This window comes from Nonomuraea sp. NPDC050022, assembly GCF_044460705.1.
Classification (GTDB): domain Bacteria; phylum Actinomycetota; class Actinomycetes; order Streptosporangiales; family Streptosporangiaceae; genus Nonomuraea.
Genome location: NZ_JBITKE010000012.1, coordinates 38,164 through 53,286 on the forward strand (window position 1 = coordinate 38,164; position 15,123 = coordinate 53,286).

A 15,123-nucleotide genomic window follows, 5' to 3' on the forward strand; every position below is an offset into this window, starting at 1 on the left:
ATGCCGGGTAAGCCGGGAGGCGGATGTTTCCCGGATATGCCATTTGAGGAATGTTGGGGTGATTGATGACTTATGTCGGATCTAGGCTGAGAACGACGTGCGCCGGGTGTCTACAGCATGTCTGCGGCGACAGATGTCTACAGGAGGAAGCCATGACGAGGTTCATGGACGTCCACCACGACATGGTGGGTATCACTGACGAGCAGTTCCGCGAAGCGCACGAGGCCGACCTCGCGATACAGGCCGACGAGGGAGTGTCCTTCGTGCAGGCGTGGGCGGACCCCGAGGAAGGCGTCATCTACTGCCTGTCCGACGCACCGAGCGCGGAGGCCGTACAACGGATTCACCAGCGGTCGGGCCACCCCGCCGACGAGATTCACCCCGTACCGCTGTCGCTCTGATCACCCTCCAGGAGCAGGTCCCGGAGGGCTTTGGCGGCACCGCTCAGGAAGCCGTGGCGTCGGTGGACGAGCGCGACCGGGATCGAGAACGCGGCCTCCGCGATGTCCAGGACGCGGATCCGGCCCGAGTTGACCTCGTCCTCGACTCCGCTGCGTGGCAGCAGGGCCAGGCCGAATCCGGCTTCGACCATCTTGAGCTGAGCGGTCAGGCTGTCGATCGGCACGATCTCCGTCGTGGTGAGCGCGTCTCTGCCCAGCAGCCGTTCCAGTGCGTCGGCGTAGGGCTGGCGGGCTTCACCGGGGCGCGGCGGAAAGGTGATCCATGGGTGCTCGGCCAGTCGACGGCGATCCAGCTGGCGCCCGGCCACGAGCGGGTGGTCGGGTCGACATCCAGGTGTCTTTCTGCGTGCCCTCGGCAGGTTCATCGCCGCGCTGGGCGGCCGGTTCATCCCGGTGAACGACGTCGGGACAGTGCAGGCGGATATCGAGGTCATCGGCCGCGAAACGGCGCCCGTCTGCGACAAAGGCGATCCCTCCCCGTACACGGCGCTCGGAGTTCTCGCCTCGATCCGGGCTGGGCTGCGCGCCTCCGCAGGCTCCGGCGATCTCGCGGGCGCGACCGTGGCCGTTCAGGGAGCAGGCAACGTCGGATCCCACCTCGCGCGCCTCCTGCGCGCGGAGTCGGCCGAGGTGCTGATCGCCGACCTCGTCGATCGACGTGCCCGCGACGTGGCCGAACGGTATGGCGCGCGACGGATGTCACCACAGGACATCCTCTCGGCCTCCTGTGACGTGTTCGCCCCCTGCGCTCTCGGCGAGGTGGTGACGGGTGAGACGCTGCCGCGGCTGCGGTGCCGCGTCATCGCCGGGGGCGCGAACAACGTACTGGCCGAACCCGGCCTCGCCGACGCGCTCACCCGAAGGGGCATCCTGTACGCGCCGGACTTCCTCGTCAACGCCGGTGGGCTGGTGTACCTGGAAGGGCAGCTCCTCGGGCACGACGACGCCCGCTCGGCCGCGCGAGTCGAACGCGTGGGCGGGATCGTCGCCGACGTCTTCGAGCGGGCGGACCGTGAACACATCACGACGGTGGAAGCCGCCACCGCGATCGCCCACGCGAGACTCACCGCGGGTCGCGTCGCCGGAGCCCAGTGACGGCACGTCGCCGGTGCGCGGTCAGAGCTCTTGGTCGCCATTGGTGACCGGGGTACGCGCCGGCCGAGCCGCCCCCCGCTCCGTGGAACATCGCTGTCCCTCGATGTCACGCCTCAAGGTGAGGGGCTCGGGGAGGCGGCGGAAGAACATGATCGACAGGACAGACGGCCGCGAGAGCAGGGTGCTGATCCGGCTGGTGGGCTCGTTCGCGGTCGAGAAGGACGGTATGCGCGGGGCGGTCGGCGGCCGGGCCGCGACACTCCTGAAACTGCTGACGGTCGAGCGCGGCCACGCTGTGCCCACCGACCGCGTCGTGGAGGTGTTATGGGGCGATTGCCCGCCGAAACGGCCGGTGGAGAACGTCGCCACGCTGGTGAGCAGGCTGCGCAGGACGCTCGGCCCTGAGGCCGTGACGGGCGGCAGGCGGGGCTACCGGCTGGGCGTGCCACCGGCCGTGAGTGTGGATCTCGACGAGGCCGCCGCGCTGACCGCGGAGGCGGAGAGTCGGCTGGCGAAGGACGAGGCGGCCGTGGCCGTCGCCGCGGCGACACGGGCGATCGACCTGCTCGACGGCGGTGCCGTACTGGATGGGGACAACGACGCTCCTTGGGCGGCGCCGGCGCGTGGTGAGGCGGCAGGGCTGCTCAGGCGGGCGCTCCACGCGGCGGCGACGGCGGCGTTGCGCATCGCCGAGCCGGGGCGGGCGCGGCGGGCGGCCGAGGCGGCGGTGGCCGCGGACCCGTTCGACGAGGCCGCGCACCGGCTGCTGATGCGGGCCCACACCGAGGCGGGCGAGCCCGCGCGGGCGTTGCTGGCCTACGAGCGGCTGCGCGACCTCCTGGCGGCCGAGCTGGGCACGGATCCGGCGGCCGAGACGCGGGCCATGCACCTGGCGGTCCTTCGCGAGCAGCCGCCCGCTCCCCTGGGCGGTGCCGTAAAGCCCGGAGCCGTAAAGCCCGGAGCCGTGCAGGCCGGAGCCGCGAAGGCCGGAGCCGCGAAGGAGGGGACCGCCAAGGAAGGGGCCGGTCCCCTAACGGGAGCCGTAAAGGCCGGAGCGGTGAAGGACGGAGCCGTAAAGGAGGGCGCGGCGAAGGAGGGGGCCGCCGCCCTGGCGGCGCGGGCGGAGGCGGAGGCCGCGCTGCCAGGGCGGGCGGAGGAGGTGGCCGGGATCTCCCAGGCCTGGGCGGCGGCCGTGGCGGGGCGGACCGGTGCGCTGCTGATCGTGGGTGAGGCGGGCATCGGCAAGTCCCGGCTGGCCGAGGAGGCGGTACGGGTCGCGCGGACCACCGGCGGGACCATCTTGCGAGCGCGGTGCCATGAGAGCGAGCGTTCGCTCTTCCTCCAGCCGTTCACCGACGCGTTGACACCACCGATCACCCGTCTGGCCGGGCCCGTGCTCCGCGACATGGTCGGTGATGGGGCGGAGGCGCTGGCCAGGGTGATCCCGGAGGCCGCGCCGACGCTGCGGCAGGGACGCCACGGCACGGTCGGCGAGACCGGGCGGAGATCGTCGTACGAGGCGGTGACCGCGTTCCTGCGGGCCTTGGCGGCCAGGGAGCCGGTGCTGCTGGTGCTGGAGGACCTGCATCTGGCCGGGACGGCGACCGTCGAGCTCGTCCACTACCTGGCCCGCCGGGTCTCCGGCGCGCGCCTGCTGGTCGTCGCGACGGCGCGTTCAGGGGAGGGCGCGGCGGCGCTGGAGGCGCTCGGGCATGCAGTCGTACGGCTGGAGCTGGGGCCGCTGCCCGCGCGGGCGGTCGGGCGGCTGGCCACGCGGAGCGGTCAGGGCAGGTGGGCGGACGACGTCTTCCGGCGTACGCACGGCCACCCGCTGTACGTCGTCGAGCTGCTGCGCGGCCTGGCGGCGGGTGAGCACGGGGTGCCGGCGAGGCTGAGCGCGGCGGTGCTCGCGCGGGTTCACCGGACCGGCTCGCTGGTGGAGCGCCTGCTGCGGGCCGCCTCGGTGTTCCGGGGTGCCTTCGAGCCCGCGCTGGCCGGCGAGTTGCTCGGCCTGCCGCCGCAGGTGGCCGCCGAGCTGTGTGAGCGCGCGCTGAGGGTGGGCCTGCTCGTGGTGACGGGCAGCGGGTACGAGTTCGCCAACGAGGTGACGAGGGAGGCCCTGTACGCCGCCACGCCCGTCCCGACCCAGCTGGTCTACCGCCGCCGCGCCGCCGACCTGCTCGGACACCGCGGCAACAGGCCGGTGCTCAACGGCCGGAGCCACCGCCCCGAACTCCGCTGAGGGGGAGTTCGTCGGCGTACATGCGGGCCTGCAGCTCGTACAGCTCCGCGTATCGACCGGATCGGGTGATCAGCTCGTCGTGCGTGCCCTGCTCGGCCAGCGCGCCCTCGTGCAGGAGGTAGATCCGGTCGGAGTTGCGTACGCTGGCCAGCCGGTGCGTGATCAGGATGACGATCCGGCCGGTGGCGAGGCGGCGCAGCGACTCGTACACGGCGAACTCCGCCTTGGCGTCCAGCGGCGCCGTCGGCTCGTCCCAGATCAGTACGGGCGCGTCGCGGAAGACGCCGCGGGCGACGGCCAGCCGCTGCCACTGACCGCCCGACAGTTCCTGGCCGCCGCGGAAGTACTTCGAGAGCAGCGTCTGCCAGCCGTTGGGCAGGTCGGCCACCACGGTGTCGGCGCCCGCCAGCTCGGCGGCGGCGCGCAATGCCAGGTCGCCGGGGTCGTCGCGGTCGTGGCGGCCGGCTCGTACGTTGGCGCGGGCGGTGTGCGGCCATCGGATCGGGTCCTGGAGCACCATCATGATCCGGTCGCCGACGCTGTGCGGGTCCATCTCGCGGATGTCCACGCCGTCCCAGCTGACCTGCCCGTTGGTGGGCTCGTACAGGCCCGCGATGATCTTGGCGAGCGTGGTCTTGCCGGAGCCGTTCTCGCCGACGAGGGCGATGGTCTGACCGGTGCGGACGGTGAGGTCGATGCCGCGCAGCGCCTCGCGGGTCCCGCCCGGGTAGCCGAACTCGACGCCGCTCAGCGTGATCACCTCCGGCGCGACCGGCGCCATGCGGGTGCGGGTGGCCGCCGCGCGGCTCCTGGAGGCGGCGTCGTCGACGAACTCCTGGTAATCCGCCACGTACATGCCCTGCTCCAGCAGCTGGTGTGCCGAGTGGACCAGCCGGCTGAGCGCGGCGTTCGCGGTCCGCACGGCTATCACCGCGCCGCCGGCCACCGCCAGCGGGATCCAGCCCGCCTGCAGCAGCAGGCCGAGCACGGTGAACGTGATGGCGGACATGAGCCCGGTGAGCGCCCGGCCGACGGTGCCGACGCGTACCTGGCCGGCCTTCACCCGTACCTCCTGGTCGCGCAGCGGATCGGCGACCTCGGCGTACTCCCGCAGCAGGAACTCCTCGGCCTGGCAGGCGCGGATCTCCGGGGCGGGCTCGCGCTGCGTGCCCAGCTCGGTGATCATCTGGACCCGGCGGTTCAAGGTGACCGTGCGGGTCATGTGCGCGTACGCCAGCCGGGCCGAGCGCTGCACCGTCCAGGCCGACGGGAGTACGCCCAGCACCAGCACCGGGAGCAGCGCGGCGTGCAGGACGGCCAGCCCGGTGAACGCGGCGGCGAACGCCAGGGCCGCGCCGACGAGGTCGACCAGGTTGTCCACGGCCCGCGCGAGGTGGAACAGGCCCCGGTCGCGTGCCCGCTGCATCCGGTCGTAGAAGCCGGCGTCGTCGTAGGCGGCCAGCTCGACGCGGAGCCCGGCCGCGAACAGCTCCCCCTCCGCCATCCGGCGCACCGCGGGCGTCAGCCGGGCGTACGCGGCCGCGATGGCCGTCTCGACCGCCCCCCGCAGCAGGTACGCCCCGCCGACGAGGAGGATCATGGGCAGCGCGGCCGCCACCACCTCCACGGTGGGGCCGGTGGCGAGCAGCCGTTCCAGCGCCCCCGTGGTGGCCAGCAGGCCGAAGGCCGTGGCGGCTCCCGACACGACCTGCAGCAGTACGACCGTGACGGCCTGCCGGGGCGCCGCCCGCGCCACGATCGCGAGCACCGCCCGGCTGGTGGCCGGCAGCCGCCGGCACATCCGCCAGAAGCCCATGTCGCCCGCGTCGTCGAGTTGCCAGTAAGGCGACACCATCTGGGCATCGGCGGACGCGCTCAAGACGGCTTCGCCGTGCTGGAGACTGTGCTGGGAACCATGCTGGAGACCGGGCCGGGGTCGGGCAGCAGCACCGAGGGCAGTGGGCATTCGGGATGCATGCGGAGCAACTGGTACGCGACTCCGCCGAGCCCCGGCATCAGCCCCGGAACGAACGCGTCCCTGGCGAACCCGCTGACCGGCCCATGCTCCTCGACACTGCCGAGCAGGTGGGCCTCCAGCCGGGGCCGGTCCAGTCCGCCCGCGCCGAGCCCCGCGGTGACGGCGAGGTCCAGCACCTCCCAGGCCCCGAAGTCGCCGTGGCACAGGGTGTGGTTCCAGCCGATGCCGTCGGCCTGGCTGGCCTGCGCCGCGCGCCGCAGCAGGTCACGCAGTCGTTCCGGGTCGCCGCGGCCCTCCATGAGCTGGTCGGCCGCCACGACCGCGATCCCGACGGACCCGTGGCACCACGCCGCCCCGATCTGGTCCGGGCCGCGCAGGTCGCGCCAGCTGCCGGTCTCGGGGACGTACAGGGTCTCCTCGTAGGCGAAGGCGGCCTCGGCGACGCTCGCGCAGTCGGTGTCGCCGGTGGCCGCCGCCAGCCGGGACAGCGCCCAGCCGATGCCGGTCGCCCCGTGGGCCAGGCCGCCGATGCCGTCGGGGAAGCCGTCGATCGTCCAGCACGCGGTGCCGCCGCGTACCTGTGCCGCCGACACCAGTTTGCGGCCGATCGTCCTGGCCAGGTCCCCCGCCTCGGCGTCGCCCGCGCTCTCGTGGAGCCGCAGCAGGGGCACCACCGCGCCCGCCATGCCGCGTACCAGGTCGAGCGACGGGTCGGACTCCAGCGCGGCGGGCAGCTCGCGGACGAGGTCGGCCGACCGTGAGAACGCCTCGGCCGGCTCGATCACGCCCAGGCGTACCAGCAGCAGCCAGCCCCAGATCCGCGAGGCGAGCCCGAGGTAGCCGCCGGCGGGCGCGGGCCGTCGCGTCTTGATCTCGGCCCGGTCCTTGGCCCACTGCTCCTCCGCCATCCGCACGGTACGCAGCACGTCGGCCAGCAGTTGCCCGACGTCCGGCACCGGGTCGGCCCGTCCCGCCTCCATCTCACGCAGATAGCCCGCCAGCAGTACGGCGATGCCGGCCGCGCCGCCGTACATGTCGAGGCCGAGCGGCAGCACCGCCCATCCGGTCGGGTTGAGCACCGGCGCGATCCAGGTGACGGTGCCGTCCTCGGCGCGTACGGCGGCGTCGGACAGCGATCGCATGATGTCGGCCGCCAGCGTCCGCCGCCTGCGGTCCAGGTCGTCGGTGTTCAGTACGGCCGGGAGCAGGCGCCGCTGGTCGGGTACGCCGCCCTCGTTCAGGTACGCGCTGACCAGGGCGGACTGGATCACCTGGTGCTCCAGCGCGAGGTCGGCCGACCGCCACCGGTCCAGCGTCCCCGCGATCAGGTCCTGGGCGGGACCCCACTGCGTGCCGCGCGGCCCGGTGAGCCGGCCACGGCGCGGCGTGGTGGCGAAGAACGGCACGTCGCCGTCCAGCAGCTCCTCGACCTCCGCCTCGATCACCTCGGGGTCGTCCGGCCGACCGGGCGCGTTGGCCGCCTGCCTGGCCAGCAGGTCCGCCGCGCGCCGCCGGGCGGCGGGCTCGTCGTGCAGCGAGTGCGGGTGCCAGAGCATCCGCTGCAGCTCGGCGTAGCTCTCGGTGGACCTGAGTACGACCCGGATCGGCAGGTCGGCGAACTCCCCCAGCCACCCCGCCAGCTCGCCGCCCTCGTCGAGCTTCCTGAGCCGCCTGGTCAGCCGGGTGAACCCGTCGACCACCAGGTCCCAGTGCTTGCTCAGCACGGGCTCGGGGTTCGGGTGGTTGAGCGAGAGCGGGACGCGTACGGGCGCGAGGCCGATCCGCGCCTCGTCGGTGCCGACGCCGAGGATGACCGGCAGCTCCGTGACCGGCTGCTGGCCGGGCAGTGAGCCGATGGCGGACATGTCGACGCCGCGCCAGCCGAGCGCCAGCCCCCGGCCCGGCAGCAGCCCGGTGCCCAGCACCGAACCGCCGATCAGCGCCCCCGCCCGGTCCGCCGCGAGCCCGTAGCCGGAGACCCGCGTCGGCGGCTGGGGCGTGAACAGCGTCTCGCAGTCCACGACGGTCGGGATCGGTCCTGCGGCGATCAGGTTCTCGGCGTGCAGGTCGGTGCCGCCGATCAGCCGCATCACGGCCAGCCAGTGCCCGAGGTTGCGGTAGAAGCAGCGCGTCTCCTCGTCGTCGGCGCAGTACCGATGGGCGACGTGCTCGGCCCAGCCGTAGCCGTCGCCGCTCACCACGTCGGGGACCCTGATCCGGGTGTCGGCGGGCTCGTCGGCCAGCAGCCGGCTCAGCAGCCGCGCCGCGGCCAGGTCAACGGCTACGGACCGCGGCTTGTAGACGACCTTGCCCGCGGCGCAGGTCAGGATCGCCACGCTCTGCCCGCCGCGATGGCTGTCGCCCGCGCCGAACTCGACGCTCACCAGCTCCCCCGGCTCGCCCCCCTCGAGCGGCCGGAGCAGCGTCGTGAGCAGTGGGCGGTCGGCGGCGAAGCGGCAGGCCAGGCTCATCGCCGCCGCGCACCTGTGGCCGATCAGCCGTCGCAGGCGTGGGAGCAGGGTCGGGTAGTGGCCGCCCAGTGACTCCCAGAACTCCGGGTTCGCCGCCTGGGACTCCCAATCCCGCCACCTGGCCTCCGGGTCGGCGCCCGTGAGCCTGCCGGTGATCCTGGCCGCGTTCAGCTCCAGGAGCAGCACCCGGTTGGTCCTCATGCGCACGGTGTTCAACAGCGCCGTGGCGGCGCCCGCGTGTACGGCCCGGCGCTCCGTTTCCGCCAGGCCCGCGACGGACCCGAGCCGGGCCGCCAGTCGCTCCAGTGAAGGTTCGAGCAGGCGGTCCAGCACGGTGTCGCTTACGGTGTATTCCCCCATGTCAGGTCAGCAGCACAAGCGCCCGGCGGAGGCGCTGCACGCGGTGCCGCAGCCGCCCTCGGTGAGCGGAGGGGGAGGCGGGTTGCAGCCCGACGCGGCGAGGATGGATTCGAGGGTGATGTCCGCTTCCGCGTACTCACCGCTGGCGAACAGCGGGCCAGCCGGGTTGTCCCATCCTTCGACGAGCTGCGTACCGCTCCGCCAGCCGGCCACGATCCGGTCGGCCTGCTCCGGGGTCAGTTTGGGCATGAGATCGGTCCCTTCCTTGAGCCGAACAATCCGCTCAAGATGCTGCCAACCGACGTTGCAAATCCGTTGCAGCCAGGACATCGAGCACGGGCGTGGCTTGCCGTGGCGCATGCTCGTGCCAGCTCATGGGAGACACGCGCTCGACCCGCTCGTGGGATCAGTCTTCTTCTGTCGGGACTTCTGTCGGGACTTCGGCCAGGACGCGCTGGGCGACGGCGAAGGCGGCATTGGCGGCCGGGACCCCGCAGTAGATCGCCGTCTGCAGGAGCACCTCGCCGATCTCGTCCGGGGTCAGGCCGTTGCGCAGGGCCGCGCGCACGTGCATGGCCAGCTCGTCCAGGTGGCCGCGGGCGACCAGCGCGGTCAGGGTGACACAGCTGCGGGTACGGCGGTCGAGGCCGGGCCGGTTCCAGATCTCGTTCCAGGCGTAGCGGGTGATGAGGTGCTGGAAGTCGCGGGTGAAGCCGGTCGTGGCGGCGACGGCCCGGTCCACGTGGGCGTCGCCGAGCACCTCACGCCTGGTACGCATCCCGGCCGTGTGACCGGAGTCGCCGCCAAGGTGGCCGACGATCGCGGACGTGACGGTGTCGGCCCGCTCCACGCTCGCCAGGTGAGCCGCGCCGGGCACCACGCGCAACAGCGCCCCCGGGATGCCTTGGGCCAGCGTGAGAGCCTGGTCCAAGGGCGTGGCCGGGTCGTCGGCACCCGCGACGACCAGCGTGGGGGCGGTGATGGCGGCCAGGCGTCCGGTCAGGTCGCAGGACGCGATGGCGGTGCAGCAGGCCGCGTACGACTCGGCGTCCACGCGATCCAGCATGTCCGTCACCCAGCGGCCGTCGTAGCCGACGGTGAACCAGCGGGCCGCCAGCGCCGGGGCGAGCTGGGCCACACCGGAGGCACGTACCAGCGCCGCCCGCTCCAGCCACGGCCCCGGCTCCCCGAACCGCGCCGACGTACAGCACAGCACCAGACTCCGCACCCGACCCCGCCGACCGGCCTGCCGCTGTCCGGCCGGCTGCTGATCGGATTCCTGCTGACCCGGCTCTTGCTGACTGGCCTGCTGTTCGCCGGATTCCTGCTGACCGGCCGCGATCGTGGTGGCAATGGCGCCGCCTAGAGAGATGCCGCCGACCGCGAACTCTCCGGCCTCCGTGTCCTCCACATCGCCCACCAGGTCCAGTACGGCCCGCGCCAGGTCGTCGATCGTCAGGCCGCAGGTGGCAGGGGCCGAGCCGCCGTGGCCCGGCAGGTCATACCGGAGCACCCGCCACGACTGGGTGAGCGCGCTCAACTGCGGCTGCCAGATGTCCAGCGTGGTGCCGAGCGACGGCCCGAGAACCAGCAACGGCGCTCCGGCGGGACCGTCGACGCGGTGATGCAGCTTCATGCTCACGATCACTTCCGGTAGTCGTCCGGGACGCGGCGCTCGCGGTGTTCGCCCGGGACGCTGCGCTTGCGGTAGTCGGAGGGGACGCGACGCTCTCGGTAGTCGGCCAGGAGGCGATCGACGAGTTCCGGCGCGGCGCCCAGATAGCCCTCGGGATCCAGCAGCTCCTCCGGCCCTTCCAGCGGACCTGGACGGCTCAGCGCCTCGTTGAGCGCATCGCGGCCGAGGTGGACCGCGAGCCGTTCCGACACGATGCGCCCGCCGGTCAGGCAGGCGTTGTCCCGCATCCTGTCCGGGAACACCTGAAGCCCGGCGACCAGCTCGGCGGCCGTCTCCGCGGCGCCGCCGGTCAGGCGGAGGCATTCGCGCAGCGGCGACCACTCCGCCTGCCAGGCGCCCGCGGCCCGCTCGTGCTCCCCCGCCTGTCCCAGCAGCTGGGCGTACGCGGGCACCTGCAGCGCCGCCGACCGGATCAGCACCGACAGGGCCGGGTTGCGCTTCTGCGGCATGGCCGAGGAGTTGCCCCGGGATGACTCGGCCACCTCGCCGACCTCGGTCTGGGCCATGAGGATCACGTCGGTCGCCACCTTGCCGAGCGCGCCCGCCGTACCGGCCAGGGCCGCGCCCAGCTCGGCGACCACGGACCGCTCGGCATGCCACGGCGCCAGCGGAGCGGCCAGCCCGAGCTCCCCGGCATAGAGCTCGACCAGCCGAAGCACCCGCGCCTGCGCACTCTCGCCACCACCGGGTTCGGGGTCGGCGGTGCGGCCTGGTTCGGCGTGGGCGAGTTCGGGGTCGGCGGTGCGGACGGTTTCGACGAGGGCGGCTAGTGTGCCGGCCGCGCCGCCGAGCTGGGCGGGGAGGCGTAGCGCGGTCAGGCGGTCGCGGGCGCGCAGGAGGCCGGTCAGCCAGCCCGCCGCCTTCAGCCCGAATGTCGTCGGGACCGCCTGCTGGCTCAGCGTGCGAGCCGCCATCAGCGTGTCGCGATGCCGCTCCGCCAATCCGGCGAGCACCTCCATGGCCGCGTCCAGATCCGCCGCGATCAAGCTGACGGCACGCGCGGCGACCAGCATGGCGGCCGTGTCACAGATGTCCTGGCTGGTGGCCCCCCGGTGGACGAAGACGGCCGCCCCTCCGCTCCCGATGGCCTCTCGCGCGTCCCCAGCGCTTCCGGTAGCCGCGCTACCAACCCCTCGGGGCCCGGTGGCACCGGAGGCACCGGAAGAGGCGGCGGCTTCGGAGGAGGCGGCGCTGGCCCCGGCTGCGGTGACGGCTTTGCGCAGGTCGGCGACCAAGGGGACGACGGGGTTGGCGGCCTGTCTGGCTCGGTGGGCGAGGTCCGGTAGGTCAGCGGTGAACCCCGAGGCCACCCGGTCGATCAGGGCCGCCGCCGCACCGGGGATCAGCCCGGCGCGCCCCTGCGCACGAGCCAGCGCCGCCTCGGCGTCCAGCATGGCGCGCAGCCAGGCCGCGTCCGACGTCACCGCCTCCACCCGGGTGCCCGCCCGCACCGGCGCCAGCAGCCCGCTGTCCGCGGCAGCCCCGCCGGAGTGGCCGCCAGAGGCCACCCCCGCAGCGCTGTCAGAAGCTCCGCCGGCAACCCCGCCAAAAGCGGCAGTCCCGTCAGAAGTCAAGGAACACCGTCTCCCCATCCCCCTGGAGCCGCACGTCGAACCGGTACCGGTCCCCCGACCCCGTCGCGATCAGTGTCCCCCGCCGTTCCGGCTCCAAGCCGTCCAGCAGCGGATCGGGCAGATCCTCCAGGTAGACGCGGGTCAGCAACGACCGCAGCAGCCCCCGGGCGAACACCTGCAGCGACAGGTACGCCCCCTCAGGCCGCGCCGTACGGAAGCGAAACGAACCATCAGGAGCCGTAGCGCAACGCCCGAAGCCGGACACCTCCCCGTCGCCCCGCAGCAGCGCGCCGCGGTCGCCGGTGCGGCCCAGCCAGAGTTCCAGCAGCGCGTCCGGCACCGGCTCACCGGCGCCGTCCAGGACGCGGCCGGTCAGCATGATCGCGCCCGCGTGCCCGGCAGGCACCAGCTCCCAGTCGTGCGGGTACGGCAGCGCGTGGCTGAAGAACGGCCCCACGGTCTGGGAGGGCGTGAGCTCTATGAAGGCTCCGTCCTGGGACGGCGTGAGGTTCATGACGACTCCATCGGGGTTCGGCCCAGCACGATGTCGAAGGAGTAGCCCAGCGACCATTCGGGCTCGGTCAGCTCCATGGAGAAGGCCGAGACGAGCCGCTGCCTGGCCGGTTCGTCGGGGATCGACTGGAGGATCGGGTCGAAGGGCATCAGCGGGTCGCCGGGGAAGTACATCTGCGTGACGAGCCGCTCGGTGAAGGCCCGCCCGAACACGGAGAAGTGCAGGTGCGCGGGCCGCCACGCGTTGTGGTGGTTGCGCCAGGGATAGGCGCCGGGCTTGATCGTGACGAACCGGTAGCGGCCGTCCTCGTCGGTGAGGCAGCGGCCGGCGCCGGTGAAGTTCGGGTCGAGGGGGGCGGGGTGCTGGTCGAGTTCGTGGGCGTAGCGGCCGGCGGCGTTGGCCTGCCAGAGCTCCACCAGCGTGCCGCGGACCGGTTTTCCGGCGGAGTCCAGGATGCGGCCCGTGACGGAGATGCGCTCGCCGAGCGGCTCCCCGACGTGCTGCCTGGTCAGGTCGGAGTCGAGCGAGCCGACCTCGTCGTGGCCGAAGACCGGGCCGGTCAGCTCGATCGCGTCGGGATCGCTCCTGAAGGCCACCGGTGGCCGCGCGGGCGCGCGCAGGATCGTGCTGCGGTAGCCGGGGCTCAGGTAAGGAGGATGGGTCATGGCCGCCCTTCGAAGTTGATCATGGCAAGCCCACGTAGTTCTCCGCCAGCGTCGTCGCGGCCGACTCGGAGGAGGTCACGTAGTCCAGGTAGGACAGCTGCAGCCGCCGCCCGTAGTCGTCGTCGGAGTCGAACGTGTGCAGCAGGGTCGTCATCCACCAGGAGAAGTGCTGGGCCCGCCAGACCCGCTTCAGGCAGGACTCGGAGTAGGCGTCGAGCAGGTCGGCCGAGCCGGTGGCGAAGAACCGGTCCAGCGCCTCGGTCAGGACGCGTACGTCGGCCACGGCGAGGTTCAGCCCCTTCGCGCCGGTGGGCGGCACGATGTGGGCGGCGTCGCCGGCGAGGTAGAGGCGGCCGTACTGCATGGGCTCGGCGACGAAGGCCCGCATCGGCGTGACGCCCTTGTCGAAGATCTCGCCGGTGTCCAGGACGAAGCCGGGTACGGTCTCCAGCCGCGCCTTCAGCTCGGCCCAGATCCGCTCGTCCGGCCACTCCGCCACGGTGGCGTCGGGCGGAACTTGCAGGTAGAAGCGGCTGACCGTGGGCGAGCGCATGCTGTGCAACGCGAAGCCGCGTTCGGTCCTGGCGTAGATGAGCTCCTCGGACGACGGCGCCACCCGGGCCAGGATGCCGAGCCAGGCGAAGGGATAGTCCCGCTCGAACAGCCGCAGAACGCCCGGCGGGATGGACGGCCTGGACACGCCGTGGAAGCCGTCGCAACCGGCGATCACGTCGCAGTCGAGCCGCTCGCCGCCGAACGTCACGTAAGGCTCGGCCTCCAGCGAATGCACGGCCACGTCCTCGATCTCGAACCGCACGTCACCGCCCGCCTCCAGCCTGGCGGCGATCAGGTCCTTGACCACCTCCTGCTGGCCGTACACGGTGATGGACCGGCCGGGCACCAGCTTCTCGAAGGCGATGCGGTGGCCCTGCCCGCCGTACCTGAGCTCGATGCCCCGGTGCGGCAGGCCCTCGCGCAGCAACCGCGCGCCGACGCCCGCCTCGACCAGCGTGTCCACCGTCCCCTGCTCCAGCACGCCGGCGCGCACGCGGCGCTCCACGTACTCGCGGCCGCGCTTCTCCAGCACCACGGAGGAGATGCCGCGCAGGTGGAGCAGGTGGGACAGCAGCAGACCGGCGGGCCCCGCCCCGATGATCCCTACCTGAGTGCGCATGAAGGAAGCATCCTGCTTCGGCGGCCGATTGTTCGAGCTGCCTCTTCCACTGAGCGGAAGAATTGTGCAGGATTTGCGGTATGTCAGGTGGATCCCAGGGGCGCACAGTGACCTCCAAGGTGCTCGCCATCCTGGGCGCGTTCGACTCCGGGCACCCGCAGCTCACGCTGACCGACCTGGCCAGGCGCAGCGGCGTCCCGCTGAGCACGGTGCACCGGCTGGTCGGCGAGCTGGAGGAGTGGCAGGCGCTGAGCCGCGCGCCCGACGGGCGGCTCCGCATCGGGCTGCGGCTGTGGGAGCTGGGCCAGCTCGCGCCCGCCAAGCTCCAGGACCTGGCTCATCCGTGGTTGCAGGAGCTGTTCGCGAGCACCGGCGAGAACGTGCACCTGGCCGTCCGAGACGGGCTGGAGGTGCTGTACGTGGACAAGGTGGCCGGGCGGCGGGCCGTGCCGATCGTGTCCAGGACGGGTGGGCGGCTGCCCATGCATCCGACGGGCGTCGGCAAGGCCCTGCTCGCCTATGAGCCCGAGTGGTTCGTCCGGTCGTACCTGGACCGCGTGCTCGAACGGCCGACCCCGCACACGATCACCGAGCCGGGGCGGCTGGCGCGCGAGCTGGCCACCGTACGCGCCCAGGGGTACGCGCTGACGTATGAGGAGATGACGCTCGGCTCCTGCTCGGCCGCGGCCCCGGTCCTGGTCGACGGCCGGGCCATCGCCGCGCTCGGCATGGTGCTGTCCTCCAGGCGCGCCCGCGAGCTCCCCCGGCTGGTCGAGCCCCTGCTGACCGCCGCGAACGGCATCGCCAGAGCGTGTGCCGCCACGCCGTAGCCCTTGCCCAGAACTGCCCGTGGGCCATAACGTGCTCCGGTAAGCGCTTTCCAAAGGTCTCCC

At 72.8% G+C, this 15,123-nt stretch carries 13 protein-coding genes; 4 read left to right on the top strand and 9 right to left on the bottom strand.

The window, feature by feature from the left end; translation table 11 throughout:
• Window positions 1-152: 152 nt before the first annotated feature.
• Complete coding sequence (locus tag ACIBO2_RS42890; RefSeq protein WP_358553387.1) at window positions 153-401, top strand: SCO4226 family nickel-binding protein; 249 nt, start codon at window positions 153-155, stop codon at window positions 399-401.
• Here ACIBO2_RS42890 and ACIBO2_RS42895 read toward each other — a convergent pair.
• Window positions 377-895, bottom strand: coding sequence for a substrate-binding domain-containing protein (locus ACIBO2_RS42895; protein WP_358553389.1), 519 nt, complete (start codon window positions 893-895; stop codon window positions 377-379). The two genes, ACIBO2_RS42890 and ACIBO2_RS42895, sit on opposite strands and share 25 nt — an antisense overlap.
• On the opposite strand from ACIBO2_RS42895, the gene ACIBO2_RS42900 reads away from it, so the two are divergent.
• Both ACIBO2_RS42900 and ACIBO2_RS42905 read left to right on the top strand, forming a co-directional pair.
• Window positions 855-1,556 carry a Glu/Leu/Phe/Val dehydrogenase family protein gene (locus ACIBO2_RS42900; protein ID WP_358553391.1) on the top strand — a complete coding sequence of 234 codons (702 nt, stop codon included), beginning with the start codon at window positions 855-857 and terminating at the stop codon, window positions 1,554-1,556. The two genes, ACIBO2_RS42895 and ACIBO2_RS42900, sit on opposite strands and share 41 nt — an antisense overlap.
• Before the next feature lie 148 nt (window positions 1,557-1,704).
• Window positions 1,705-3,798 carry an AAA family ATPase gene (locus ACIBO2_RS42905; RefSeq protein ID WP_397304050.1) on the top strand — a complete coding sequence of 698 codons (2,094 nt, stop codon included), beginning with the start codon at window positions 1,705-1,707 and terminating at the stop codon, window positions 3,796-3,798.
• On the opposite strand, the gene ACIBO2_RS42910 is transcribed toward ACIBO2_RS42905, so the two are convergent.
• From ACIBO2_RS42910 to ACIBO2_RS42945, 8 genes are all read right to left on the bottom strand, one after another.
• Window positions 3,764-5,677, bottom strand: a complete 1,914-nt coding sequence (locus tag ACIBO2_RS42910) for an ABC transporter ATP-binding protein (protein WP_358553395.1) — start codon at window positions 5,675-5,677, stop codon at window positions 3,764-3,766. The genes ACIBO2_RS42905 and ACIBO2_RS42910 overlap by 35 nt on opposite strands.
• On the bottom strand, window positions 5,674-8,607 hold the full coding sequence (locus tag ACIBO2_RS42915) for a type 2 lanthipeptide synthetase LanM family protein (protein WP_397304051.1): 2,934 nt from the start codon (window positions 8,605-8,607) through the stop codon (window positions 5,674-5,676). Before ACIBO2_RS42915 ends, ACIBO2_RS42910 begins: the two co-directional genes overlap by 4 nt.
• A gap of 6 nt (window positions 8,608-8,613) precedes the next feature.
• A complete protein-coding gene (locus ACIBO2_RS42920; RefSeq protein WP_357951270.1) occupies window positions 8,614-8,856 on the bottom strand; it encodes a DUF6229 family protein in 243 nt (80 codons plus the stop codon).
• Between the two features lie 157 nt (window positions 8,857-9,013).
• The gene (pcaC, locus tag ACIBO2_RS42925) at window positions 9,014-10,243 is read right to left on the bottom strand and encodes a 4-carboxymuconolactone decarboxylase (protein ID WP_397304164.1); all 1,230 of its coding nucleotides are present in this window, start codon (window positions 10,241-10,243) and stop codon (window positions 9,014-9,016) included.
• A gap of 8 nt (window positions 10,244-10,251) precedes the next feature.
• On the bottom strand, window positions 10,252-11,811 hold the full coding sequence (locus ACIBO2_RS42930) for a lyase family protein (RefSeq protein WP_358553401.1): 1,560 nt from the start codon (window positions 11,809-11,811) through the stop codon (window positions 10,252-10,254).
• Window positions 11,812-11,866: 55 nt separating this feature from the next.
• Entirely contained in the window at window positions 11,867-12,391 is a 525-nt protein-coding gene (locus tag ACIBO2_RS42935; protein ID WP_358553403.1) for a protocatechuate 3,4-dioxygenase subunit alpha, read from the bottom strand.
• Window positions 12,388-13,056, bottom strand: a complete 669-nt coding sequence (pcaH, locus tag ACIBO2_RS42940; RefSeq protein ID WP_358553405.1) for a protocatechuate 3,4-dioxygenase subunit beta — start codon at window positions 13,054-13,056, stop codon at window positions 12,388-12,390. Before pcaH ends, ACIBO2_RS42935 begins: the two co-directional genes overlap by 4 nt.
• A 19-nt stretch (window positions 13,057-13,075) precedes the next feature.
• Window positions 13,076-14,230, bottom strand: a complete 1,155-nt coding sequence (locus ACIBO2_RS42945) for a 4-hydroxybenzoate 3-monooxygenase (RefSeq protein ID WP_397304052.1) — start codon at window positions 14,228-14,230, stop codon at window positions 13,076-13,078.
• Window positions 14,231-14,310: 80 nt separating this feature from the next.
• On the opposite strand from ACIBO2_RS42945, the gene ACIBO2_RS42950 reads away from it, so the two are divergent.
• Window positions 14,311-15,060 carry an IclR family transcriptional regulator gene (locus ACIBO2_RS42950; RefSeq protein ID WP_225289773.1) on the top strand — a complete coding sequence of 250 codons (750 nt, stop codon included), beginning with the start codon at window positions 14,311-14,313 and terminating at the stop codon, window positions 15,058-15,060.
• Window positions 15,061-15,123 lie beyond the last annotated feature (63 nt).

Coding starts and splice junctions, on each gene's coding strand:
- ACIBO2_RS42890 (WP_358553387.1), top strand. CDS start 153: ATGACGAGGTTCATGGACGTCCACCACGACATGGTGGGTATCACTGAC.
- ACIBO2_RS42895 (WP_358553389.1), bottom strand. CDS start 895: ATGACCTCGATATCCGCCTGCACTGTCCCGACGTCGTTCACCGGGATG.
- ACIBO2_RS42905 (WP_397304050.1), top strand. CDS start 1,705: ATGATCGACAGGACAGACGGCCGCGAGAGCAGGGTGCTGATCCGGCTG.
- ACIBO2_RS42915 (WP_397304051.1), bottom strand. CDS start 8,607: ATGGGGGAATACACCGTAAGCGACACCGTGCTGGACCGCCTGCTCGAA.
- ACIBO2_RS42920 (WP_357951270.1), bottom strand. CDS start 8,856: ATGCCCAAACTGACCCCGGAGCAGGCCGACCGGATCGTGGCCGGCTGG.
- pcaC (WP_397304164.1), bottom strand. CDS start 10,243: ATGAAGCTGCATCACCGCGTCGACGGTCCCGCCGGAGCGCCGTTGCTG.
- ACIBO2_RS42935 (WP_358553403.1), bottom strand. CDS start 12,391: ATGAACCTCACGCCGTCCCAGGACGGAGCCTTCATAGAGCTCACGCCC.
- pcaH (WP_358553405.1), bottom strand. CDS start 13,056: ATGACCCATCCTCCTTACCTGAGCCCCGGCTACCGCAGCACGATCCTG.
- ACIBO2_RS42945 (WP_397304052.1), bottom strand. CDS start 14,230: ATGCGCACTCAGGTAGGGATCATCGGGGCGGGGCCCGCCGGTCTGCTG.
- ACIBO2_RS42950 (WP_225289773.1), top strand. CDS start 14,311: ATGTCAGGTGGATCCCAGGGGCGCACAGTGACCTCCAAGGTGCTCGCC.